The sequence below is a fragment of the Psychrosphaera sp. B3R10 genome (genome assembly GCF_018861025.1).
Classification (GTDB): domain Bacteria; phylum Pseudomonadota; class Gammaproteobacteria; order Enterobacterales; family Alteromonadaceae; genus Psychrosphaera; species Psychrosphaera algicola.
This window is the reverse complement of the sequence record NZ_JAHKQH010000023.1, coordinates 87,060-111,629: the sequence shown is the minus strand read 5'-3', so window position 1 is coordinate 111,629 and position 24,570 is coordinate 87,060. Positions and strand designations below refer to the sequence as shown.

Here is a 24,570-nt window from a genome sequence, read left to right as displayed (position 1 = left end):
AGTACCTATTAGTAATCAATAAATTATTAAATTCGCATCATAACGTGTAGTTAAAGACGAATATCAGTGAATGACACAAACATAACTCTATTTAGTCATCCAGTTGCCATTTTTCAATGGCATAGCTCATTTGTTTATTTAACTTTTGATGATCGACAGTGGTGATACGTACTTGTAGCACCCATTCACCCTTATCATTTATTTTTTCATCTAATATACCATTAAGTGTATAAAGTGCCGCTCTTAACTTACCCTCTGATGGTGGAATACACAAAGTGATATCCAACATAGAAAGGCCCAACAGCTCAGACATTGCGTCGAATAACAGGTCTAACCCCAATTTATTCTGTGCAGACAACCAAACTGAGATTGGCTTGCCTTCATCATCGCGTTCAATATGTGGGCGAATATCTTCTAACAAATCGACTTTATTAAATACCAGCAATTGCGGAATATGATCAGCGTCGATTTCTTTCAATACTTCTTGAACCTGCTCCATATTATCAGCACGGCGGGCATCTGCAACATCAACTACGTGCAACTGTAAATCAGACTCGCGAGTTTCTGTTAATGTTGCTTTAAATGCGGCAACGAGATCGTGTGGTAGATGACGTATAAAGCCAACTGTATCAGCTAAAATAACTTCGCCTACGTCTTCAACTTCTATTTTTCGTAGGGTTGGATCTAATGTCGCAAACAATTGGTCAGCGGCATACACCTCGGCATTTGTTACCGCGTTAAATAATGTTGATTTACCGGCATTGGTATAACCAACTAATGACACTGTCGGCACCTCTGCTTTTTTACGTGAACGTCTACCCTGTTCGCGCTGTTTTGATACTTTTTCTAACCGTCCCAGAATGTGCGTTATACGAGCACGTAGTAGTCGTCTGTCAGTTTCTAACTGCGTTTCACCAGGACCACGAAGACCAATACCACCTTTTTGGCGCTCTAAATGAGTCCAACCGCGAATAAGCCTTGTAGAAATATGACGTAGTTGTGCAAGTTCGACCTGCAATTTACCTTCGTGTGTTCTTGCTCGTTGAGCAAAAATATCGAGAATAAGTCCTGTGCGATCTAAAACTCGGCACTTAAACAACGCTTCAAGGTTTCTTTCTTGGGAAGGCGATAAGGCGTGGTTAAAAATTACGATATCAGCGCCGTCACGTTGCACCGCATCAGCTATTTCTTGCGCTTTGCCGGTGCCAACATAATATTTTGCGTCTGGTGAGCGTCGCGTTGTTGTTATAACGCCTAACGAAGAAACGCCGGCAGATGACACTAATAGACCAAGTTCTTCTAAGTCTTCTCGGTCGTTTTCATTGGAAAAGTTCACGTGAACAAGGATTGCTTGTTCACCGCCTTCATATCTATCAAACAAATGTATTTCCTGTTTTTAAAAAACACAAAAAGGAAATACATCGTATGACATATTTCCTTTATGGTATGCATTAATTTACCCGTGTAGGCGTAAGCCCTGGATAGGCATTTATTCTGCGTCTTCTCCACTACCTTGGTAGTGTGGATTTGTCTGGAAAGGACGAGCAGGCACTATCGTTGATATTGCGTGTTTGTAGACCATTTGACTTAAGGTATTTTTAAGTAAAATCACAAACTGATCAAAAGACTCCACTTGGCCCTGCAATTTAATCCCATTTACAAGATAAATTGATACAGGAATACGCTCACGTCGTAACGCATTTAAAAACGGGTCTTGTAAAGATTGCCCCTTAGCCATTGTTCATTCCTTATTGTTATTCTGTTATTTTTATACAAAATGTAGAACATGTTTAATGTCATGTTCTATGCAACCCCTTGTCATCGCCAACGTCTATTTTTCCTTAATATCACGTTATCGGGTGTTGCTTATGCAAGTTACCACAATATTATTGGGGTAATAACTTTAAATTCAAGTAAATCGATCAAATTTCAACCATTACTTCATAATTTAAGCAATATCTTCCTATCTACTTATAAGCTTAGCGAGTTTATCATTCGATGCAAGTTTTCTTTTTCTTTACCTATGCTTAGGTGCGTCACATCGGGCCAGCTTCGTAACCACGTGAGTTGCCTCTTAGCCAATTGACGAGTCGCTACAACGCCCCTGAAAATCATTTCATCCCAGTCATGTTTGCCGTCAAAATATTCCCACATTTGTCGATAGCCAACGCAACGCATGGAAGGTAAGTCTAAATGCAAATCGCCTCGTTCATAAAGCGACCTAACTTCTTGTTCAAAACCTTGTTCTACCATGTTCAGAAATCGTTGTTCAATTCGATGATGGAGCAATGTTTTGTCTTCACACATAAAAGCAAACTGCTTTACTTTAAACGGTATCGGCTTTTTTTCTTTTTTCATTAATGCCGTCATCGTTTCACCACTAATTAGATAAATCTCATAGGCTCGGTTAATACGCTGCGGGTCATTAGGATGAATACGTAAAGCGGATTCTGGATCAATTTCAGCTAACTTTTGATGCACACCTTCCCAACCAATTTTACTTGCCAATTGCTCAATCTCAGCTCGGGTTTCGGCTTGGGCGACAGGTAATGTCGATATTCCGTCAATCAGAGATTTGTAATACATCATAGTGCCGCCCACTAAAATTGGCGTTTTTCCATTTTGGTATGCCGACTCAATTTCCTTCAATGCATCTCGACAAAAGTCAGCAGCTGAATAAGTCTCTAATGGATCTAAAAAGCTGATTAACTGATGAGGATGCCGAGCTAATTCTTCGGCCGTTGGCTTGGCTGTTCCAATATCCATGTCTTTATAAATGAGGGCCGAATCCACACTTATCAGCTGGCCATTAATACGATCGGCTAATTCCATCGCTAAATCGGTTTTGCCCGAGGCTGTTGGCCCCATTATCGTTATGACCGGATATTGCACTGACTGGCTCATTTTAATTCACTAATTTGGTTAATATTGCAGAAGCAGAGAGTTTAGCTGAATGTTGTAGCACATTGACATCAAGACTCCCGTTTTTAATATATTCATTAAATGTTGTACGGATCTGTTCACCTGAAATTGGCTGCGCACTGGTTTGTTTTAAGATATTAACAAGTATCGTCTCGGTTAACGTTTCCGTTGCCATTAAATTTTCAAAAAAACGAGGCAATGTTCGACCGACTTCCGAGGACCGTAAGACACTTGGCACTTGCTTAATGATAATGTATTGCCCGTGTAATTTTGTTTCAAAGCCACTGTTTTTAAGCTGTTCAATATGCTGCGAACACCATTGTAGTTCATCTTTTGTTAGCTTTAATCGAACCGGCACCAATAAAGGTGCTGGTGTCAGATTGATTGGCGTTGCTGGATTTAGCTTCATCGTCGATAACATATCAAACAAATAGAAGGTATTTTGCCAAATAAAATAGACATACCTGTCTTGTTCGATATAACAAATGGACAGTAGGTTGTTGGTAGGCGTATTAATCTCGGCAACACTGTCTCTTAGTCCACGTTCTGACGTCGGAACTTGCTGATGATGCGCATCGGTATCTGCGGTTAGCTCGTCCACAGAATTCGCAAAATTATCAAATGCCTGGCGCTGACGATTAGAAATTTGCACTGAATGACCATGGTTCATTCTAGGTTTTTGCGCAGTAGGTGCATAGTCGTTGTCTGCACGCTCAGTTATTCGCCTAATCGCTTCATCCCCAACCGGCAACTCTCCATCACTCTCGTTTCTTTGTTCAGAGCCTTCCGCTGCTCCTGTAAACAAAGAGCCTTCAGCCTCACTCGGTAAAGAGCCTTCAGCGTCTCTTTTAAGCAAAGTGCCTTCAGCGTCTCTTCTAAATAAAGAACCTTCCGCTGTTCCTGTAAACAAAGAGCCTTCAGCTGACTGGGGTTGATCATCAAGTGAAGTCAAACACGATTTTTGAATTTCAGTCTGCTCAAATGCTTTTTGATAATCATCAGGGGCAGATCCCAACCCGCCTTCCAATTTTGTTCCGTCACCCTTACCCGTTTCAGGTAACTGGTAAAAATGTTCAATTGCTTCCTGCACTGTGCGCACGACCAGATCATGAATAAGACGCGAATGGTGGAACCTAACCTCATGTTTGGCTGGATGTACATTCACGTCAACATCAGTCGCTGGCAAATTTACCGTAATGACATATTCCGGCTGTTGCTCCGAATGCAACGAATCGCCATAACCTTGGCGTATTGCATGTTGCAACAATTTGTCGCGCATCATACGGCCATTTACAAACGCATATTGCGATGGGTTAACACCTGCGCAAAGCTCAGGTTGATTAACCCAAACCGATATTTCAACGTCATCATACTGCAAATATCCATACTGACATTGATCTACAAACCTTTGGTTAATGACTTCGGCCAACCGACCCGACATTTGTTGTTGCCAATCAGACTCGTTACCTTGTCCTCGGTATCGTTTAATTGTTTTACCATTATGTTTGAGTACAAAACTAATCTCAGGCCGACTCATCGCGATTCGTTTTATTAACAATTCAATATGGTTAAATTCAGTTTTGTCAGCTCGAAGAAATTTGCGACGTGCAGGCGTATTAAAAAAGAGATCTAGCACTTCAATACTGGTGCCATTTGGATGTGCCGCAGGTTTAACCGCCACGGCCATGTTTAGACCTTCGGCACTTGCCGCCCAGGCTTCGTTTTGACTTTGTGGTTTAGATGTTAAAGTCAACCGAGAAACCGAGCTAATAGAGGCTAACGCTTCGCCTCTAAAACCCAAACTGTGAATTGCTTCCAAGTCGTCAAGGCAGCTAATCTTGCTTGTTGCATGTCGTGACAATGCCAATGCAAGTTCGTCTTTGACAATGCCTTTACCATTATCACGGATCAAAATGCGTTTCTGACCGCCACGATCTATTTCCACTTCCACTTTAGTGGCGCCAGCATCTAACGCGTTTTCAACTAACTCTTTTACAACTGACGCGGGACGTTCGACAACTTCGCCAGCCGCAATTTGGTTAGCTAATTGCGGTGGTAATATTTGAATAGGCATGGATCAGACTTATGATTGCGGAATGGACAAAACTTGACCCACACGGATCATATTTGACTTAAGTTTATTGGCTTTTTTAATCGATGAAATAGAAACATTATAACTTTGTGCTACTAACGACAAAGACTCGCCACTTTTTACTTTGTGTTTAAGATTTTTAGTCCGCGCGAATAATGTGCCGTCTGGTGGATTATGTTTAAAATAACCACGCACTGCTTTGAAGATAGAATTAGCTAATCTTGATTGATGCCAGCCATTCGTTAACAGTTTTTCTTCTTTTAGATTAGAAATAAACCCTGTTTCAACTAATATGCTTGGAATATCAGGTGATTTAAGCACCCCTAAACTTGCCGCCTGTGGCGAGCGTTTGTGCAATTTTGTAATCGACTTTAATTCACTTAAAACGCTATTGGCCACACCATGCGCTTGATCCATCGAATGATCCATCGACATATCAAGTAACGTTCGCGCTAAATATCGCTCCGACGTCGTATTTTTAATGACTTCCGCCGCACCACCTAATAATTGTGAATGCTTCTCTTTTTGCTCTAACCACTTACCTATTTCTGAATTAGCCCGTCGTAAATTAAGAACCCAGACAGATGCACCATTTGGTTCTGGCGAAGTGAATGCATCGGCGTGAATTGAAATTAAAAGGTCGGCGTCAGAGTCTCGCGCCTTTTCAGTTCGTTTATGGACGCTTAAATAATAATCGCCCGTACGCGTCATTACGGCCCGCATTCCGGGCTCTTTGGTAATTAAATCTTCTAATTTTTTCGCAATACCTAATGTAACTCGTTTTTCATAGTTGCCTCGACCGCCTATTGAGCCTGGATCTTCACCACCATGACCTGCATCAATCGCAATAACAATGTCTCGGTCAGTTTTGAATTGTTTTTTGGTGTGCGCCACTTTCGCCACGGAATCAACTAAATCAATAACCAGCCGGTCGCTATATGGCGCGGTTGGTTTTAAGGCAAAAATCATGGCTTCAACTTTTTTATTTAAGTCGAGCACTAAACGAGCATCACCTTTCTTTTTCGGTGTACTGGTACGCACTGTATTTAACAGATTAGTATCTTTTGCAAGATCAGTTAACACTGCACTGATTTTTGTATCATGCAAATCAATAACCAGTCGTTCAGGGTTGTTCAAAGTAAAATAGCTGTATTCAACTGGTTTAGATAAGTCTAGTACCACGCGAGTAGAATCTGGAGACGGCCATACTCGAACATTTTTGACATCTATTGCAGCAGACACGCAAGCGCTCCCAATCACCAAAATAGTAATGACTAGGTTTTTCATTATTTGAAAACTTTTCACAAGCTGCATAGTGTTGTTTAGATCTCGTTTTTCAATCGTTGTAAAATTGTCTCACCTAACTCAGTACCGGCCTTGAATGTCACTTCGCGTTGTTGTTCTGCGTATTGCAATTCAATAACTAGATCTGGTTTAGGCAGTAAACCTGCGCCCTTTTCTGGCCACTCGATTAAACATACGGCGTGATCATTCAAATAATCCCGAAATCCCATATATTCGAGCTCTTCTGGCTCCGACAGGCGATATAAGTCAAAGTGATACGCATTCAATCCCGATAACTCATAAGGTTCAACCAATGTATAAGTTGGACTCTTTACATTGCCGTTATGCCCTAACCCTTGAATGACACCACGACTAAATGTCGTTTTTCCTGCTCCCAAGTCGCCATGCAAAAATATAATTGTTGAGCTCGTTAATGACTTTGCCAGTCGACGGCCCATAACAACAGTTGCATCTTGATCAGGTAAAATTTCTGAATATATTTTTATCACTTGTATCGACCAATAGTAAACACTTACATCGTAGTTTAATTAACGTTAATTACCGTTACATCATTACTACGTCAAACTGATCTTGATTATATAACGACTCAGTTTTAACTTTAATCTGTTTGCCAATAAAAACTTCAAGCTCCGCAAGGTTATGATATTCATCATTAACCAGTGACTCTGCTACCGTTGGCGAAGCATAAACAACAAACTTATCGGCGTCATAAGCGCGATTTACCCGCACTATTTCGCGTAATAATTCAGCACAAATCGTCTCTACGGTTTTTACATAACCACGACCATTACATGCTGGGCACTCACCACAAAGCACATGTTCAAGGCTTTCACGTGTACGTTTACGCGTCATTTCAACTAATCCAAGCGCGGAGAAGCCATTAATATTGGTTTTAGAACGGTCTTTTGATAAAGCAACTTCTAAACTGTGCAAAACACGGCGGCGATGGTCTTCGCTCTCCATGTCGATAAAATCGATAATAATGATGCCGCCAAGATTTCTCAATCTTAATTGCCGAGCAATCGCTTGAGTCGCTTCGCTGTTGGTATTAAAAATTGTATCTTCTAAACTGCGATGACCAACAAACGCCCCTGTATTAACATCAATTGTTGTCATCGCTTCAGTTTGGTCAATGATCAAATATCCACCTGATTTTAATTCGACCTTTTTATCCAACGCTCGTTTGATTTCAGATTCGACATCAAACATATCGAAAATAGGGCGTTCACCCGGATAATATTCTAACTTGTCGGTGATCTCTGGACAAAATTCATCGGTAAACGCCCTGAGTTCACCAAACATTAATTTTGAGTCGACTCGTACTCGTTCTAGTTCATTGGCGATAAAATCTCTAATCACCCTAAATGCTAAACTCAAATCTTCATGCAGTACTGACTGGTGGCGAGTCTTCTTTTTCTTTTTGATGATCTTGCCCCACAGCTTTTTAAGAAAAACGGCGTCCTGTGCTAGTTCATCTGCATGGGCACCCTCAGCGGCCGTGCGAACAATAAAACCACCGTTCCCTTCTTCATAATGAGATTCAACAATGGTTTTTAAGCGTAATCGTTCTTCGTCTTTTTCTATACGTTGCGAGACACCTACATGTTTTGCGTCAGGCATAAATACCAAATAACGAGACGGCAAAGTAATATCTGTCGTTAGCCGTGCCCCTTTGGTTCCGAGTGGGTCTTTAACCACTTGCACAATAATTTTTTGGCCTTCACGAACCAATTCAATAATGTCTCGTGTCGTTGTTAAATGAGATTTAATTTGGTCTTTTTCGTCGTCGTAGGTGATGATGTCTGACGCGTGCAAAAAGGCAGCTTTTTCTAATCCTATATCCACAAACGCGGCTTGCATACCCGGTAAAACACGACTTACCTTACCTAAATAAATGTTGCCAACAATGCCCACTGTACTTTGGCGTTCTAAATGCAATTCTTGCAGCATGCCATTTTCTACCTGGCCGACTCGTGTTTCACTCGGGGTAACATTTATTAAAAGTTCAATGCTCATTGGTCTAATATTTCCTGCAATGCGTGTTCTAATTCAACGAGTGGTAATCCAATGACAGCCGAAACACTGCCAGAAATACGGGTTACAAACTTACCACCAATGCCTTGAATCGCATATGAACCTGCTTTATCAACGGGTTCTTGAGTTTGCCAATAACGAATTATTTCGTCGTCGGTTAAAGTTTTAAACAGCACGTCGGTTGTTACAACTTCCGTTACGACTTGCTGATTTTTTATAATGCAAAAGCTGGTCATTACTTGATGTGTCCGACCCGACAGTTTTTGTAAAATTTGTAAACTGTCATTTAAGTCGACAGGTTTACCTAAAATTTCATTGTCACATACAACCGCCGTATCAGACCCGATAACAATATCATCGATATTCCCTAACTCTTGAACTTTTACCGCTTTACTCTTAGCTAAGCGAGTAACGTAGTCAATTGGCAACTCATCCGTGTAGGGCGTTTCATCAATGTCGGCTACGGCAATGTCAAAATCGTCAACGATATAGGCTAATAATTGTTTACGCCTAGGCGACTGACTTGCTAATACGATTCGCATTTTTATCTAACTCTAAATTTACGGCGATAGCCACGCAATACTGGAAATAGCCAAAGCCAAAATAGCGAGCTTGTGATCACTGGATACATTTGCTCTGCCGACAGATGTACGTCCAATAGGAATCGATTTAACCAAAAAATAATAATGTGATACAGAACTAAAAACACACCAATTAATATGGCTTGTTGCCAAACAGAAAAGTTTCGCAGTTTTTGAAAATTACTCGCCGTCACGAAAACAACCACAGAGAGTGCCAGCGCATGTACGCCGAGCACAGTACCGAGTAAAATATCCAGTAAAAAACCAACAACCCAGGCCGTACCTATGTTAACTCGATGCGGTAAAGCGATTGTCCAATATAACAACACAAGCGCAAGCCAATCTGGTCGAAATGACTTAATGGCTAGTGGGAGAGGCATAATGCTTAAAATAATAGCCGCTAAAATACTTAATGATATGTACCACCAAGCGGAGCGAAATACGCGTGTCATTGGTTACTTTCCCGATCATTTGTATCTTGCCATAGCAGTAATACGTGTTTAAGACGGTCCACCTGCGCGATTGGACGTGCCACGACTTGCATAAATGGCTTAGTAACATCTGGTGATATTTGGGTAATTTCGGCAACAGGATAACCATCAGGAAAAACCCCGCCAAGACCAGAAGTAATTAACTTATCACCTACCTTTACATCGGTATTGTGCGATAAATTAGACAATTCCATTTTAGTTAAGTTGCCTGAACCGGTAAGTATTCCACGAATATCGTTACGCAAAACTCGAATTGGGATAGCGTGCGTTTGATCGGTAATCAAAATAACCCGCGACGTGGTATTTCCAACTGAGGTAATTTGCCCAACCACCCCTAAGTCGTCTAATACCGGTTGCCCTATAAAAACATCGTCAGTCAAACCTTTGTCGATAACAACATTATGAGCAAATGGATGACTTGCAACAGAAATAATTTCGGCAACTTGTTTGCGGGAGTCACTGCGTAGATTCGTTTTTAATAGAGATCTGAGTTTGTCATTTTCAGTTTTCAGCATTTCGTATTGCTGTAACTTTTGATTTTGCAGAAGTTGTAATTTTCGTAGTTTTTGATTTTCTTCAAGCAACGAGTTTTTGCTTGCCAAATGGGTAGCAAAGCTATCAATTGTGCTTTCAGGCAGAGACGCCAAATATTGAATTGGCGATACCACAGTAATCAAAAAGCTCCTGATCTGTTTAGAGCCCTCAGTGCGGGTATCAGCAACCATTGCAATGACACTAAATATCAATGCAAATAACATTCTTAATGATAATGATGGTCCAGCACCGAATATTGGATTCATAACCCTACTTAAACTAAAACGGCAGTGGAAACTGCCGTCTATTTATAACTAAAAAGCACCGCTACGATTAATCGTAGCTAAATACATCTCCACCGTGAACATCGATCATCTCTAGTGCTTTACCACCACCACGTGCAACACACGTTAGTGGATCGTCAGCAATGATAACTGGGATCCCGGTTTCTTCCATTAACAAGCGGTCTAGGTCACGTAAAAGTGCACCACCACCGGTTAATACCATACCGCGTTCTGAAATATCAGATGCTAATTCTGGCGGTGACTGTTCTAAAGCAACCATTACCGCGCTCACAATTCCTGACAACGGTTCTTGTAATGCTTCAAGTATTTCATTGGAATTAAGCGTAAATGAACGAGGTACACCTTCCGCTAAGTTACGACCTCGAACTTCTAGTTCTTTAACATCACTCGATGGATACGCAAAACCAATTTCTTGCTTGATCCGTTCAGCGGTTGCTTCACCAATTAAGCTTCCGAAATTGCGTCGAACATAATTGATAATTGCTTCATCAAAGCGGTCACCACCGATGCGAACTGAAGAAGAATAGACAACACCGTTAAGCGAGATAATTGCAACTTCTGTTGTACCACCACCAATATCAACAACCATTGAACCCGTTGCTTCAGAAACAGGTAAACCTGCACCGATTGCCGCGGCCATTGGTTCTTCAATTAAAAATACTTCACGAGCCCCAGCACCTAGTGCCGACTCTTTTATCGCACGTTGCTCAACTTGTGTCGCGCCACATGGCACACAAACCAAAACACGCGGAGACGGGCGTAAAAAGTTATTGCTGTGCACTTGTTTGATAAAGTGTTGTAGCATTTTTTCGGTAACATAAAAATCGGCAATAACACCGTCTTTCATAGGACGGATTGCTTTAATATTTCCAGGCGTACGACCTAACATTCGTTTTGCTTCGGTCCCCACTGATGCGACACTTTTTGGTCCACCAGCTCGTTCCTGACGAATTGCTACAACCGAAGGTTCGTTTAGAACAATACCCTGATCTTTTACATAAATTAACGTATTTGCCGTACCAAGGTCGATCGACAGATCGTTTGAAAACATACCGCGCAAACTCTTAAACATGGCGCTTTTATTCCTTCAGAAACTTGAATTTTTTAAACAACGGGTAACTTTACCTAACCCGCTGTATCTGAGCAAGCGGGGATTCGGGCAATTACGATAAAACTATAAAAAAAAGACCTAAATCGGCCTTTTTTTTCTATAAATAACAAGTCTACTGTAATTATCGTTCTCGACGATAGATAATTCGGTCATTTCCACGGTATCGTCCAAATACAACGGACGTTGTAGGAACACTTGTATCTAATGTACCATCACCGTCCCAATCGAACTGCAACCAAGGCAAGTCGGTACTTAAATCTATGCCAATATTAATCCCGCCTACTAACCCATCACCTGGTGCCGCGAATGACAAAATAACTTCACCCAAATTAGGCGTTACTGAGCTTACGCCCGAATGGCCAACAATATATGTTTTACCAGTCGAATCGTCCAACGTATATTGAGTTGAAGCCGTTTCGACATCAAAGTCATTTAAACCATCGATGGTGACAAACGTCTCTAAAAATATGGTTTCGATATCATCCAGGTTTGTTGTCCACCCTGTACTTTCATCATATTCTTCAACGGTTGCAGTCCAATCTAATCCTTCGGTTTCAGGGCCATAATTGTTTTCTGTTTTCACCCTTCCGTAGCGGACTTCGGCCCCTATGATATTTGCCACATCATAATCTTCATACGCAATACCATTTGCACTGCCATCGGAGTCATATCCAATACCGTCTGCATCCGTCAAATCACTGGCCAGTAACTCGAGTGCTAAATCAACATCAAACTTGTTTATTGGAGTCGCCGTTTTGTCAAAGCTAAACGAATCATCAAGAGAAAATTCAAAGACGCCATCCCAATCTGTTGCGTCAGTTACGGTAATAGCATTTAAGGAACCGCCATCAAATAACCCAGAGGTAGCGTTGTCAGTGTATTTCCTAAGGGTTAAGTCAAACTCGTTTGCCCCTGAAAATTGATTGTAACCGCCGTCGTAATTCAAGACAGTGACATCTTTGTAGCTTCTAGCGACGACTTGATAAGTCGGATTCGTGGCATAACTTAACGTCTCGCCAATATATGAAAATTCGTTTGTACCCGCAGTATGAGTGTCACCAATATCACCAGCTTCGGTTTCTATAATCGAGAAATACGCTGGGGTAAAGCGTCCTGCTGATACCGTCGATGCCGCTGATATTTCAGTCCCAAAATAGGTGTCTCGGGCATTTAACGTAAACTCACCAACCTCATCAAAGGAAGCAACATTACTTGAGTAAACACCATTACTGAATGTTGTCGAAATGCCTGTCCAATTATCAGAGTTTCCTGCTGTTGTAGAGACCAAACTGCCATAGAAGAAAGGACTTGGATTGGCGCCAGAAGACACACTTGGTCCTAACATAAGTGGATTAATTTCCAGTGCAGATGCTTGATAATTAGGCGTAATCGTACCATCAAGGTTCACCGCTTGAATGGCCAAATTAAATGGCCGCCCAGCCATATAAGTACCACCAGCGAGATCAGTTCCACTGCTGTCTTGCATCTTTATCTGTAATTCAGCCGGGCGAACCACAAATGAATCGTTCCCCGTTGCAACACTTCCAGCAACAAGAACACCATTCGGATCGGTAAATGTTAGGTTTAACTGCCCAGCATCCGGATAAGCCAAATAAAATTCGGCGGTCGCATTAGCATTGCTAAAGTTTAATGTACTATTTGACGCCACACCGGCTGTAAGCGGGGTGTAACTGCTGTCGTCAGTGGAGAACCCTAATGCTTGAGTCCCTGTGTTTGGCGAAACATAATTAAATGACACATTTACAGATTGATTGCCGGTATAGGCCGGAACACAAGTTGTCCCTGCGTCATCCGCCTTTATCGCTTGTACGCTTGCCAATGTGCCGCCGTTAGACTGGGCATACGTTATCGAACCCGCTACAAAATCGGGGATAGAAACTAGATACCCAGAGTCAGCAAACACCATATTACAGCTCGCTGTAGAATCACTGGTATTTAAACATTGCATTTCATTAGTGGCTGCCGGTGACATTCCACTGAGTGACAAACTTATCGTTCCAGAATTGGTTTGCGTCAAATTGAGTTGCTGCACCCCATTATCAAATGAAAGGCCTGTTGTGCCTTGCGTGCCTGAAGAAATAATATTACCGATAACATCTGTAACGACAAGCTCACTGCAACTTGCGTCTTTACAGGCTTTAACTTTCACCGTATCGGCTAAACACGTTAAACCATTGCCATCGTGTTCAATACGGTAATGGTCGATTACATTGGCTTCACAATCTAGACATTTAACTACAAAATCATCAAAACTCACGCCAACATCGTTGTCGTAAGAAAAGAAACCGACATCGCCTAACACCGGACGTTCGGCTGCTGCAAACAACGTGGAAATGCCATTGACACAAATAGAAATTCCAGCTGCATTTACCGTTACCTTTATATCAATGTCATCAACATCGTAAAAAGAATCTGCCGTCAAAATTGTCGTCACACCATCAACGACTTTGAGCAAATCAAGTGAACGATGGGTACCAGGGAAAGTCGTATCCGTCGCATACCCCTGTGCAAATTTAGTCCATCTGATTAAATAAAAATTATCATGGTCTTCATATCCAAATACTAAGCCCGCGTCGTTATTGGTGGTGCCACTTGAATTTGATGTGAGTGAAGCTTCAACTGTATAGCTATCAATAGAGGTTGGATCAAACCCTTCGTTACTAACATCATGTAAGATCACGCCATATTCGTTGTCGCCGCCAGACGATACCCCACCGGCGATGTTAATTTTTCCGCCGCTAATATTAAATAAAACATCTTGTTCTTCGTTACTTGATGAATAGATAGTTTCACCTGGCCAAAGGCTAACTGCGTTTGCCCCTGATTTATCGAATGTTATCGCCTGCCAATTATCGTTTGTGGTACTAAAGTCATCACTGAAAATCTCAGTATAGCTCGTTGTATCAGGGCAGCTTTGAGGCAAAATTTCGCACTCTTCATTTAAGCTAGCTTCCTCGAAATAATATGGGTCGTAAAACAGATTGTTTACCGTGTCATCGGAATTATCATAGATGTAATTTATATTTTCTGTGCCGGTGATCGCGCCAAATATCGCTGTTCCAGTAATCGCCGCTAATGGGTCTTTTGTATATATCGCCCCCTGGATGACGCTACCCGTTAAATCGAGGTTATTTAAAGCGACAATAATAAGTGGGTTTGGTGAATCTAAATTTAATGCACCGCCGGTAATTGTGACATTGTTAGCATAAATAATTACTGGGTCAGTTCCGGTAAAGTCTACTGTTGAACCATTAACTTCAAAATTGTCGTAAACCAATGTCCCGGTTGGTAAAGAGGTTGTAAGCACAGGTAACTCGACAGAAAAATTATCCGTCGCATTTTCCATATCCTGAGTAATATTAAAATAACTGGTCGAAGATTTATTTACCGGGTTGGGCCACACGTTGTAACACGCATCGACTTTGACTGTGACATCCACTGCAAAAGTATCGATATAAAACTTATCTGTCGGCTCCATAATCGCTTTGGTGCTTATTCTTAGTTCCGTTTTAATTTCTCTATAATCGTTTAAGTCAACGCTATAACTGCCACCTGGAGTTGACGAATTAAATGCTTTAAGTAATGTCCAAATTATTCCATCGGTAGAGACTTCTAAATCAAAGGACTCGCCAGTTTCCACTGTGTCTTCTAGTCGATAGTCAAAACTCAATACTGCCGTTTCAGCATTGGTTAAATCTAATGTACGGGTAATAGACGTATTTGCATTTGATACCAATAACTCAGACCCTATAATCTGAATGTTACCGTCCGTAGCATCATTGTCGTCCCCGGTTTCTTCCCAGTCGGTTGCCCAATTTAATTGCCCGTCATTATTGTTATATGCAGCAGTATTAAAAAGATCCAAATAGGAATGTTCTGGAACAACAGGTGTGCCGGATGCATTTATCGCAAAGTTGTTGATATAAAAATGATCGGTACTTTCCATATTTGACTGGGTATTAATGCGCACTTGAGTATCTGCAGTTAAATAGTCATCAATATTTATACTAAATGACCCGTCTGCGTCATCATCTGAAAACGATTTTAAAGTTGTCCAAGTACTGCCGTTATGAGAGATATCCAAATCAAATGATTCGCCACCGCCCACAGTATCCTCTAAACGAAAGTCAAAACTAATGGTTGCTGTTCCATAACTGCTTAAGTCAACAGCACGACGAATACTGTTGCTGTTATTACTCACCAATAGTTGGTTGCCGGTAATTAAAATGTCTCCTAATTCGTCATCCCCATCGTCTCCGCTTTCAATCCAATCACTAGCCCATGGTAGATCGCCGTCATTGTTACCGTAACTTTGGGTATCAAACTTGTCTAAATAAGTCGCTGTAATAGTTTCGTCTACCGTAATCGTAAATGACTTTTTAAATTTTTTGCCTGCAATGTCCTGCGTTTGGACACAAACAACGTAGTCACCTGAAGTTAGATTATATTGGGTTTCGAGACCATCATTGTCGATTTGGAAATAACTATTACCGCTGCTAGCTGAACAGGAACCGCCATTAGTAGAAGCGCCACTAGAAATAAGAGAATATGTGAATGAATCGTTAGTATCTGCATCTGTTGTCGTCAATAACCCTACGGTCGCACCAACACCAGTATTCCCGACTTCGATTGTCGAGTTATCTAGACTAATATCTGTTGGAGTTTCATTAGTGACTGATATATTCAAAACCTGTTTAAAAGAAGCACCATAAGAGTCCGTTGCTTTGACACAAGCTGCGTACGTTCCCGCGACTGAGTTTTGGGCAAAACGTAATTCGGTGCCATTTATTGAAAACTGGCTATTACCGCTCGCTGTTGCACATGTCCCTGACGTGGTTGACGCAGTGGCATTTACTAAAGCGTACGTTACAGGCGTACCACCATCATTATCTGTGACCGATAAAGTGCCGATTGTTGAATTCACAGCAACGTCGGGTTTTGCGACACTCGAATTGCTAATTGAAATTGCTGTTGGCGGCAAATTAGTAATAGATATGGTTAAATTCTGTTTAAAGGACGCCCCATAGTTGTCTTTGCTTTGAACACAAATTTGATAATTTCCCACAGCTGGATTTGTGGCTAGAATTAAAGCACCGCCACTTATAGTAAATTCACTATTTCCATTTGAAGTACTGCACGAACCTGCAGTAGTCGACTGCGATGTTCCGACTAATGTATAAGTATAAGGTGTAGAATTATCCGGATCGGTAGAATTAAACGTTCCAACAGGGGCGCCACTTACTGCGCCTGACTTAGACACAGTGCTATTATTAATGCTAATCGCCGATGGGGCTTGGTTAGTTGACTGGATAGTAAATTGTTCTTTATAGGTTGCGCCAGAGGTATCCGAGCTTTGAACACAAATATTGTAATTACCAACTGCTAGAGGTGCGGAGCCCACTTGTAAATAAGCCCCTATGAGATTAAAACGACTATTATCTGAACTAGAACTACAACTACCTGCATCAGTTGCAGTACCTGCATCGACAAAACTGTATACAAACGACGCGATACTATCGGCGTCTGTACTCGTGAATGATCCAATATTGGCCGATGTTGTCGCATTGCCGACATACACCTGATCATTACTCAGTGTTATGTCCGATGGAGGCTGGTTACCAGCTTCGACGATCAGAACTGCACTCGCAGTTATACTGCCATTTAAGGACCAAAATCCCCAAGAACAGTTACTATATCGATGTGCTGAAACAGTTATATTATAGGTTCCAGCCGCGGATGGTGCGGTAAAATTAAAGCTACGCGTCGCATTTTCATTACTGCCGACGTCCGCAGTATCAACGCAATAAGATGAACCATTTAAGGTGAAAATTGACGACTGCCATTGGTTGCCAAACCAGTTGTTATTCGTCGTAACATTAACGTCAACCGTAACCGTATCGCCTGCGGTAACAGTTAATGTCGTCTGCCCATTGAGTTTAACTGAGTTTACGGCGCGACCGGCCATAGCGTCTAACGACACTAAAGATAACATTAAAGCACATACGATTCTGACAATTTTCAACATACTACCTCGCCGTATTAAAACGCTTTAGCTTCAACATCTACGGTTCTGCTGACGCATACTTTATCACTCGACAAACATAGTGCATCGGTACTATTTGGAGAACTATTATTTCCAGACATACCTGCCTTACAGGCCCCCGTACTAGATATATAATAATAGCTGACGCCGCCGGAAATTTGGGTAGTACAGGTCGAAATCACTGTACATTGACCAAATCCAATCGTCGTTAAATACATTTGCTGACTTGCTACGCAACTTGAAACAGCTCCCGTTGCCGTTGGAAATATTTGAGCGAGCGCTTTTTCATTTCCAGACTCCGCTGCAAATAGTGCTCTTGTGCCTAAAACCTCGTTATTTACTTGCGCACTGCTTGACGAAATATTGCGGCTCAATGATGCCGCTAAAAGTGACATTACAACGATGATAAACACCGCAATTATCAAAGAACTGCCGAGTTGCTTACCTGCTAAGCCAAACTTTTGGGTAAACATATTAACACTACGATTAGGGTACATTAGGAATATGCACCTCTTGGTTAAAAAACATATTTTCGTTTTGGTTTGCAGCAAATTCTAAGTATAGATTAAAAACAGAGTTTCTATACAAAACTCCTGAACTATAATTAAATGGAGCTTCTCCAGGAAGAGAATTAGTAATACCCTCTGCCATTAAAACGCCTAACAAACTCACAGTATAATAATCGCGCTGACCAGCACGTATTGTATTAATTTTTAATCGATATAAATTACTATTGTTTATGCAATAAATAACGGAATGATCCGCAGTATAATAACGTTCAATAGGAGATTTCTGGGCAAACGAGTCACTCTCTGTAAATTCCACTGTGAGCTCAGGCGCTGTCCCTGTCACATTATCTATAACACTATATCGATCAGTATCGCGGTAAAGGTGATTGGCTTTTAATCCATATATATAAAATCGGTCACCGGAGTCATACTCACCATTAAAGCTAATCACGTCAGCTTTAGAACCACTTTGTGGCGCAAATGACGCAGGTGATACCGCATCAAAATCCGTTCGATAGGTACCAGATGCTTTAATAGGTATAAATTCCACACATCGCTTATCTGCCGTAATCCTAATGCTGTTTGGTATTGAATCTCGTATTTCTCTGGTTAAACGTTCTACCACAAACCGAGCCTGACTTAAGGTACTTTGTCGAGTTGTAGAGTCTACGTATACCTGTGTGCCAAACACCAAAAATTTTGCCGTAGCGGTACCGAGAATCCCCAAAATTACAATTACGGCAACAAGTTCGATTAGTGTAAATCCACTAATATTTTTTTGTTTTGCCGTAACCCACTTAGGCCCAATCATTAATAATTGGCCTTATAAGCAGCATATTGAATTGGACCACCGGAGGGAGGTGTAACTGTCACCACAATTTTTTTTGCTTCACGTGCGGCAAGTCCAATATCAAGTCCCGCATATCGAACTTCTACCAAAACTGTAAATTGCTTATAAACGTCTACTAGCTTTACATTCTTTATATTGGTAATCTCATCACCCGATGCACTAAAGCAATGAAAATCGTCTACATCATCGTAGGATAATCGGCTACTCTCTTCAGTCCACACATAGGGTAACGAGCAATCGGGTAAATCTGAGATACAAGCCGTGCCGCCTGCTTCGTCACACCTTGGATCGTTTCCAGAAAGCGGTGAGTTTTCATCAAACCGTCGGGCCAAAATTTCATTAACAAAAGATTGTGCAAGTTCTGCAGAGCGCACTTGAAACCATGGGTCTGTGCTTTTTTTTGCCTGTGGGAATAACGCGGAAGTCAAAAAAACTAAGGCATAAGCGAGTAGTACTATGCCTATAATTAGCTCGATAAGTGTAAAGCCTTTAGCCGAGTTCAGCTTGGAACTTACCATCGAGTCAGCTAATCTGAGTTTACGGGCAAACACGTATATATCCTTCCGATTCAATACAAACAGCATCGGCCCCAAAATTAATGCGGCAACCTCCTGGCGCACAACTCCCCGTATTAACGCTAGGCACTCCCATTGAATTAAAATCTAACGACGAAATACTGTCGCCCCCCGCATTGAGAGCCGTGTAACTTTCAAGCCCACTAACGAGATTAAAGTCGTCAATAGCACCAGAACTTGAAGCTAAGCCAGTATCACATTCACCACCAATTTGTTGTGCCGCCAAACCTAACTCGGTCGCCAAAAATAGTACGCGGTGGCAAGTCGGATAATTTGATTGGGTATTTTGCATTGCTCGTTGTTGAACATTGCGCAGCAAACCAATGGTTTCATCGCGCTGAGCCGTTTGTTCATAACCCGATATGGAGGTAAGACGCGGTATCACAGATACCGCGAGTATTGCTAAGACAACAATGACAATCACGAGTTCAACGAGAGTAAAACCTCTTTGTGTTGTCATGTTTTTCTACTTACTGGTTTTAACGCTTTAGTCAATTGATAGACAATTAACAGTCCGTATCAACTACTGTGATAGCAGGTACGCTTGTTGCTGTTTCTGTCATTACATACTGAACGTAGCACCCAAGGTCCGTATTAGTAGTGATCAACGTATCTTCGCCTGTTGCAAGGCCGTCATACTGACCAACTGGGTAAATACGCAACGTTGTATTGGTGGCTGCTGCTGATGTAACACCAACTTCCCAATCGGTACTGGCTAAATCAAGCATAGCTTTAATTGTCGCTGCGTCCGCTTGTGGATAACCAAAATCAACGGTAATAGCAGTATTACTCGTTAATGTTTGGTCTTTTGCAATCGCTTCGCCAGCTACAAGAGCTTTAGAATAAACTATATTTACTGCACCTTTTAATGATCCCGCCATTCCTTGTAATGTCGATTTACGCGCATCACCTTGAATGTCTAAAAATTTAGGCGAAGCTGTAACCGCTAAAATACCTAAAATCACAATGACTATGATTAACTCAATTAACGTAAAACCAGCTTGGTTTGCTTTATTTTTCATCTTTAATTCCTAACCTTTTATTGCCTAATTTTCAAAAATACTAATTTGACCAGCGTCTGCGTCATAATAAAAACCCTGAACACCAGTTGCTGTAAAATGACTTGCTGCAACAGTGTCACCAGACTCGATACCTGTACCATTTGCTAATGCAAAAATACAATCTTGAGTGGTTGCACTCCCTGCGTTAACAAGATAACGCTCACTTGAATAGCTACTACCCAAAGCAATGTGTGTAGGTGGCTGTTGTAAAATTGCATTAAATACTTGAATGCAATTCGCGACCGTTAAATCATCACCCTGTGTAGTAACATTAGCAGTTGCTACCGGATAACCCAAATCATTAACATCAATTGATACGGTGTCATATACAACATTTGTATCGCCACTTGGACGACCAGCTAGCTCCCACTCGGCACGAACAAGTCCAACGGCACTTGCAAATCCACCTGCAACCCCCTCTACAGATGCATCTTTTGCGTCATCTGTCGCCCCTAAGAAACGAGGCAGTGCATTTGCGCCTAGTAAACCAATGATTACTATTACAATAATCAATTCAATTATGGTAAAGCCTTGTTGTTTTTTCATTTTTAATTAACCTCTAATCACGATAATTTTAGTCTATATAAAAAAAGACGTGTTTGAAAACTATAAAACTGCGAATTTTACGTTTATTTTTCAAATAATAATCAATTATTGAGCAAACGTCCGTTTTCAGTGTTGTATTCGACTTTCCATAATCGTTGTTTGCTTAATTTCTTTTCAAATTGGCATTTATTTCGAGATTGCAAAACTTGCACTCCGTCTAAATCTACCGGTTCATTTGTTTGTTCCAACACTAAAAATCGCCAAATGTTGTCACAATCTAAATTTTTTACTACATCACCTTTAGAGTCGCCAATAACCACAGGCCACCCAAATTTATTAACATTCACCACCCAGTTATAGAGTTCTCCAGTGCTAAATTGAAACTTGAGCGTTAGTTGTCGCGGTTGTCCACGTTGGTTCCACTGTTGATGGATATAAGCTAAGGCTCTTTCCAGCCGCTCTTGTTTTAACTCTAACGTTAACAATTCAGTATCACTGATGATTAAATTAAATGCCTTTAATCCGCCAAAAACTAAACCCGACACCAATACCGCCGAAACAACAAACTTGGTGAGCGTATGCCCAGTAATTGCATCGTTGTCCGTGTATTGTTGTCGAAACATTAACTATCCTTTAAACGCACCCATCATATCCCACATTGGGGTAAATATACCAAGCGCTAATACACCGACCATTACCGCTACAAATGAGATCAATACGGGTTCTATTTTGGCGGTTAAACTCTTTAAATCGAAATCGACTTCGCGTTCATAATAATCAGCGGCTTCTTTAAGCAATTCGTCCACTCGGCCGGTTTCTTCACCAACTGCAACCATTTGCAACACAAGCGGTGAAAACAACTCGCTCGCGACAGAAGACCTTAACAATGAATCACCACGTTCAATATTTTTTCTCATTTCGATAATTCGTTTTTCCATATACTTATTATCAACAGCCTCGGCGACTAAAGTTAACCCCGTAGTCATAGGCACACCTGAGTTTAAAATCATTGAAAAGCTACGGGCATAACGACCTAGTAAACTCCTTTCAATAATTGAGCCAACAAATGGGATTTTTAATTTAATTCTATCCCAATTTAATTTACCTTTTTCTGTGTCTTTGTAAGCTCTAAAGCCCAATATCGCTGACACAACAGCCACTAACAACAATTGCCAATAATTTACAAAAAAGCTGGACGAGCTCATCAATAACTTGGTGGTAAACGGTAGATCTGATCCCAGTTTTAAAAACATCTCTGCGAACTGCGGTATAACCAACATATTTAGAACAACCATTGCAATACAGATAACAATCAGAACGGTTGTCGGATAATTCATCGCCGATTTAATGCGTTTTCGAGTTTCTTCATCTCGTTCAAAATATTCAGCTAACTGTAAAAATGCCTCTTCCAAACGACCCGTATTTTCCCCCACATGAACAATACTGACAGCTAACCTAGGGAATACTTTGTGATGACTTGAAAATGCTGCGGATAATGATCTTCCGCGTTCAAGTTGCTGTGCGATATCTCGTAATGTCTTTTTCAATACAGGGTTTTGCGAACTATCAGCTAAACCAACAATCGCTCTGATCATTGGAATACCAGCTTTAGTCAACGAATACATTTGCCGAGAAAACACCACCAAATGCTGAGTATTAATCCGGTTTAAAATTCCCTCAAGAAAATCTACTTGTGAACCCGCTTCATCTGTTAACGTAATTTTTAGTGGGATCTCCTGCCGTGCTACCAAGACTTCAGCCGCAGCACTTTCATTAGGGGCTTCGACCTGACCTTTGGTCAGTTTACCCTTTGCATCCCGAGCTTGATAAAGAAAAAACGGCATCTACTTCAGCACCCTTTAGTTATACGTCACAGTATCGGAAACAACATCAGAAATCCGAAGGACTTCTTTTATCGTTGTGATACCTTGTTCAGCATATTCTAATGTCGCTTGCCCAAGTGTTTGATAACCTGGCATTGACTTCGCTATTGACGAAAATAACTCCGTATCGCCATTTCTTAACGCGCCAATCAAATCTTCATTAGTCATTTCCAGCAACTCATATACACCGATACGCCCTTTGTAGCCTGTACCATTACACGTTTGACAGCCTTTACCATGATGAAAAACAACATTGTTTTTATCTTGTTTAGCAATATTGGATACCCAAATAATTTCCTGTGGCTCTGGTTTATATTCCACTTTACAGGCGTTGCATATTCTTCTAATTAATCGTTGAGCCAATACCGCACGCAGCGAACTTGCCACCAAATAAGGAGCCGCCCCCATATCAATCAATCGCAGCGCGGTTGATATCGCATCATTAGTATGGAGTGTAGATAAAACCATGTGACCGGTTAATGCAGCCCGCAAGCCAATTTCAGCGGTTTCTTGGTCTCGTATTTCACCAACCATTATGACATCTGGATCTTGACGTAACGCGGTTCTTAGCACTCGAGAAAATGACAGGTCAATTTTAGTATTAATTTGTACTTGGTTAATCCGAGGTAACTGATATTCCACCGGATCTTCAACCGTAATAATCTTACTAGACGAGGTATTTAATTCACTTAAGCAACCATATAACGTTGTTGTTTTACCAGAACCCGTTGGTCCCGTGACTAAAAACATACCGTTGGGACTTTTTACTAGCTTTCTCACTTTTGCCAAAATTTTCGCTGGCATACCTGTGGTTTCTAACGTCAACAAACCCGCACTTTGATCCAATAAACGCATAACAACCGATTCACCGTGTTGGATAGGCATCGTTGAAATACGAACGTCGATCTCGTGGCCTTTTACTTTGATATGAAAACGACCATCCTGCGGTATACGTTTTTCTGAAATATCCAAGCCAGCCACCAACTTCAAACGAAGTACCAGTGCCGGCGCAATATTAACTTCACCGAGTATGCTTTCTTGTAAAATACCATCAACACGAGTTCTAATTCGAAGGCAATTTTTATCAGGTTCGATATGTATATCCGACGCTCTAACTTGAACAGCATCCTCAAACAGAGACCGTAAAAGTTTCGCAACTACAGTATCGCCTTCGCCATCACCATCGATTGTGGCGAAGTCAAAATCAGCACTTTCCTCGTATTCTGCCTGAAGCTGATGCGCAAATTGTTCAATTTCTTTTGTTCGGCGATATAGGCCGTCAAATGCCGCTAAAATTTGGCTTTCTCTTACCACGACTATTTCTAATCGTTTTTCACCAATCAAACTATCTAGTTGCTCGATTGCCGCTAAATCCGCTGGGTCAGACATACCTACAGTGATATGTTGGTCCGAACTTTCTAAAATAATAGCGCGAAGTCGTCTAGCATGAACTTCGGATAATTCACTAGCGAGTTTCTCATCAATTTGAACATCAGATATATTTAGGAACGGCAGGTTTAGCTGTTGCGCCAAAAAGCGTAGCAACTGCTCTTCACTGATAATCCCCGACTCAATTAGTACGGTACCTAACTTACGGCCAGTCTCTTTTTGCGCCGATAAGGCCGACATCAATTGCGTTTCGGTGATTATGTCTTCATCGACAAGTAAATCACCTAGTCGTTTTTTGAGTTTTGGAGCTGCCATGAT

General features: G+C 41.3%; 21 protein-coding genes. All 21 read right to left on the bottom strand.

Annotated elements, in window-relative coordinates:
• Window positions 1-91 precede the first annotated feature (91 nt).
• A complete protein-coding gene (gene hflX, locus KO525_RS07930) occupies window positions 92-1,381 on the bottom strand; it encodes a ribosome rescue GTPase HflX (RefSeq protein WP_215963253.1) in 1,290 nt (429 codons plus the stop codon).
• A 108-nt stretch (window positions 1,382-1,489) separates the two neighbouring features.
• Window positions 1,490-1,738 carry an RNA chaperone Hfq gene (hfq, locus tag KO525_RS07925; RefSeq protein WP_215963252.1) on the bottom strand — a complete coding sequence of 83 codons (249 nt, stop codon included), beginning with the start codon at window positions 1,736-1,738 and terminating at the stop codon, window positions 1,490-1,492.
• 233 nt (window positions 1,739-1,971) lie between these two features.
• Window positions 1,972-2,904 carry a tRNA (adenosine(37)-N6)-dimethylallyltransferase MiaA gene (gene miaA / locus KO525_RS07920; RefSeq protein ID WP_215963251.1) on the bottom strand — a complete coding sequence of 311 codons (933 nt, stop codon included), beginning with the start codon at window positions 2,902-2,904 and terminating at the stop codon, window positions 1,972-1,974.
• A 1-nt stretch (window position 2,905) separates the two neighbouring features.
• Complete coding sequence (gene mutL / locus KO525_RS07915; RefSeq protein WP_215963250.1) at window positions 2,906-4,996, bottom strand: DNA mismatch repair endonuclease MutL; 2,091 nt, start codon at window positions 4,994-4,996, stop codon at window positions 2,906-2,908.
• A 9-nt stretch (window positions 4,997-5,005) separates the two neighbouring features.
• A complete protein-coding gene (locus KO525_RS07910; RefSeq protein WP_215963249.1) occupies window positions 5,006-6,328 on the bottom strand; it encodes an N-acetylmuramoyl-L-alanine amidase in 1,323 nt (440 codons plus the stop codon).
• A gap of 8 nt (window positions 6,329-6,336) precedes the next feature.
• On the bottom strand, window positions 6,337-6,807 hold the full coding sequence (gene tsaE, locus KO525_RS07905) for a tRNA (adenosine(37)-N6)-threonylcarbamoyltransferase complex ATPase subunit type 1 TsaE (RefSeq protein WP_371744394.1): 471 nt from the start codon (window positions 6,805-6,807) through the stop codon (window positions 6,337-6,339).
• Window positions 6,808-6,862: 55 nt separating this feature from the next.
• Window positions 6,863-8,335, bottom strand: coding sequence for a ribonuclease G (gene rng, locus KO525_RS07900; RefSeq protein WP_215963248.1), 1,473 nt, complete (start codon window positions 8,333-8,335; stop codon window positions 6,863-6,865).
• A complete protein-coding gene (locus tag KO525_RS07895; protein ID WP_252736738.1) occupies window positions 8,332-8,895 on the bottom strand; it encodes a nucleoside triphosphate pyrophosphatase in 564 nt (187 codons plus the stop codon). The genes rng and KO525_RS07895 overlap by 4 nt, the downstream gene beginning before the upstream one ends.
• A 2-nt stretch (window positions 8,896-8,897) precedes the next feature.
• Window positions 8,898-9,386 carry a rod shape-determining protein MreD gene (mreD, locus tag KO525_RS07890; protein ID WP_215963247.1) on the bottom strand — a complete coding sequence of 163 codons (489 nt, stop codon included), beginning with the start codon at window positions 9,384-9,386 and terminating at the stop codon, window positions 8,898-8,900.
• Window positions 9,383-10,225: a rod shape-determining protein MreC gene (gene mreC, locus KO525_RS07885; protein WP_215963246.1), complete on the bottom strand. Its 843-nt coding sequence runs from the start codon at window positions 10,223-10,225 to the stop codon at window positions 9,383-9,385. Before mreC ends, mreD begins: the two co-directional genes overlap by 4 nt.
• 67 nt (window positions 10,226-10,292) lie before the next feature.
• Window positions 10,293-11,336 carry a rod shape-determining protein gene (locus KO525_RS07880; RefSeq protein WP_215963245.1) on the bottom strand — a complete coding sequence of 348 codons (1,044 nt, stop codon included), beginning with the start codon at window positions 11,334-11,336 and terminating at the stop codon, window positions 10,293-10,295.
• Between the two features lie 160 nt (window positions 11,337-11,496).
• The gene (locus KO525_RS07875) at window positions 11,497-17,421 is read right to left on the bottom strand and encodes a DUF6701 domain-containing protein (RefSeq protein ID WP_215963244.1); all 5,925 of its coding nucleotides are present in this window, start codon (window positions 17,419-17,421) and stop codon (window positions 11,497-11,499) included.
• Between the two features lie 14 nt (window positions 17,422-17,435).
• Entirely contained in the window at window positions 17,436-17,936 is a 501-nt protein-coding gene (locus tag KO525_RS07870) for an MSHA biogenesis protein MshP (RefSeq protein WP_215963243.1), read from the bottom strand.
• Entirely contained in the window at window positions 17,926-18,759 is an 834-nt protein-coding gene (locus KO525_RS07865; protein ID WP_215963242.1) for a type II secretion system protein, read from the bottom strand. The genes KO525_RS07870 and KO525_RS07865 overlap by 11 nt, the downstream gene beginning before the upstream one ends.
• Window positions 18,759-19,349, bottom strand: a complete 591-nt coding sequence (locus KO525_RS07860) for a prepilin-type N-terminal cleavage/methylation domain-containing protein (RefSeq protein WP_368668256.1) — start codon at window positions 19,347-19,349, stop codon at window positions 18,759-18,761. Before KO525_RS07860 ends, KO525_RS07865 begins: the two co-directional genes overlap by 1 nt.
• Window positions 19,336-19,833: a prepilin-type N-terminal cleavage/methylation domain-containing protein gene (locus KO525_RS07855; RefSeq protein ID WP_215963241.1), complete on the bottom strand. Its 498-nt coding sequence runs from the start codon at window positions 19,831-19,833 to the stop codon at window positions 19,336-19,338. Before KO525_RS07855 ends, KO525_RS07860 begins: the two co-directional genes overlap by 14 nt.
• Before the next feature lie 46 nt (window positions 19,834-19,879).
• Entirely contained in the window at window positions 19,880-20,395 is a 516-nt protein-coding gene (locus KO525_RS19870) for a prepilin-type N-terminal cleavage/methylation domain-containing protein (protein ID WP_215963240.1), read from the bottom strand.
• A 24-nt stretch (window positions 20,396-20,419) separates the two neighbouring features.
• A complete protein-coding gene (locus tag KO525_RS07845) occupies window positions 20,420-20,980 on the bottom strand; it encodes a prepilin-type N-terminal cleavage/methylation domain-containing protein (protein ID WP_215963239.1) in 561 nt (186 codons plus the stop codon).
• A gap of 101 nt (window positions 20,981-21,081) precedes the next feature.
• Window positions 21,082-21,603 (bottom strand): hypothetical protein, encoded by a 522-nt coding sequence (locus tag KO525_RS07840; protein WP_215963238.1) that lies wholly within the window; start codon window positions 21,601-21,603, stop codon window positions 21,082-21,084.
• A gap of 3 nt (window positions 21,604-21,606) precedes the next feature.
• Entirely contained in the window at window positions 21,607-22,824 is a 1,218-nt protein-coding gene (locus tag KO525_RS07835) for a type II secretion system F family protein (RefSeq protein WP_215963237.1), read from the bottom strand.
• Window positions 22,825-22,839: 15 nt separating this feature from the next.
• The gene (locus tag KO525_RS07830) at window positions 22,840-24,567 is read right to left on the bottom strand and encodes a GspE/PulE family protein (protein ID WP_215963236.1); all 1,728 of its coding nucleotides are present in this window, start codon (window positions 24,565-24,567) and stop codon (window positions 22,840-22,842) included.
• Between the last annotated feature and the right edge of the window lie 3 nt (window positions 24,568-24,570).

What these genes read in the sequence shown, in the direction of transcription:
- KO525_RS07855 (WP_215963241.1), bottom strand. Translation starts at nt 19,833, where the DNA reads ATGACAACACAAAGAGGTTTTACTCTCGTTGAACTCGTGATTGTCATT.
- mutL (WP_215963250.1), bottom strand. Translation starts at nt 4,996, where the DNA reads ATGCCTATTCAAATATTACCACCGCAATTAGCTAACCAAATTGCGGCT.
- KO525_RS07865 (WP_215963242.1), bottom strand. Translation starts at nt 18,759, where the DNA reads ATGATTGGGCCTAAGTGGGTTACGGCAAAACAAAAAAATATTAGTGGA.
- mreC (WP_215963246.1), bottom strand. Translation starts at nt 10,225, where the DNA reads ATGAATCCAATATTCGGTGCTGGACCATCATTATCATTAAGAATGTTA.
- mreD (WP_215963247.1), bottom strand. Translation starts at nt 9,386, where the DNA reads ATGACACGCGTATTTCGCTCCGCTTGGTGGTACATATCATTAAGTATT.
- hfq (WP_215963252.1), bottom strand. Translation starts at nt 1,738, where the DNA reads ATGGCTAAGGGGCAATCTTTACAAGACCCGTTTTTAAATGCGTTACGA.
- rng (WP_215963248.1), bottom strand. Translation starts at nt 8,335, where the DNA reads ATGAGCATTGAACTTTTAATAAATGTTACCCCGAGTGAAACACGAGTC.
- KO525_RS07910 (WP_215963249.1), bottom strand. Translation starts at nt 6,328, where the DNA reads ATGCAGCTTGTGAAAAGTTTTCAAATAATGAAAAACCTAGTCATTACT.
- KO525_RS07835 (WP_215963237.1), bottom strand. Translation starts at nt 22,824, where the DNA reads ATGCCGTTTTTTCTTTATCAAGCTCGGGATGCAAAGGGTAAACTGACC.
- miaA (WP_215963251.1), bottom strand. Translation starts at nt 2,904, where the DNA reads ATGAGCCAGTCAGTGCAATATCCGGTCATAACGATAATGGGGCCAACA.
- KO525_RS19870 (WP_215963240.1), bottom strand. Translation starts at nt 20,395, where the DNA reads ATGAAAAATAAAGCAAACCAAGCTGGTTTTACGTTAATTGAGTTAATC.
- KO525_RS07870 (WP_215963243.1), bottom strand. Translation starts at nt 17,936, where the DNA reads ATGTACCCTAATCGTAGTGTTAATATGTTTACCCAAAAGTTTGGCTTA.
- KO525_RS07875 (WP_215963244.1), bottom strand. Translation starts at nt 17,421, where the DNA reads ATGTTGAAAATTGTCAGAATCGTATGTGCTTTAATGTTATCTTTAGTG.
- KO525_RS07895 (WP_252736738.1), bottom strand. Translation starts at nt 8,895, where the DNA reads ATGCGAATCGTATTAGCAAGTCAGTCGCCTAGGCGTAAACAATTATTA.
- KO525_RS07840 (WP_215963238.1), bottom strand. Translation starts at nt 21,603, where the DNA reads ATGTTTCGACAACAATACACGGACAACGATGCAATTACTGGGCATACG.
- KO525_RS07845 (WP_215963239.1), bottom strand. Translation starts at nt 20,980, where the DNA reads ATGAAAAAACAACAAGGCTTTACCATAATTGAATTGATTATTGTAATA.
- KO525_RS07880 (WP_215963245.1), bottom strand. Translation starts at nt 11,336, where the DNA reads ATGTTTAAGAGTTTGCGCGGTATGTTTTCAAACGATCTGTCGATCGAC.
- KO525_RS07830 (WP_215963236.1), bottom strand. Translation starts at nt 24,567, where the DNA reads ATGGCAGCTCCAAAACTCAAAAAACGACTAGGTGATTTACTTGTCGAT.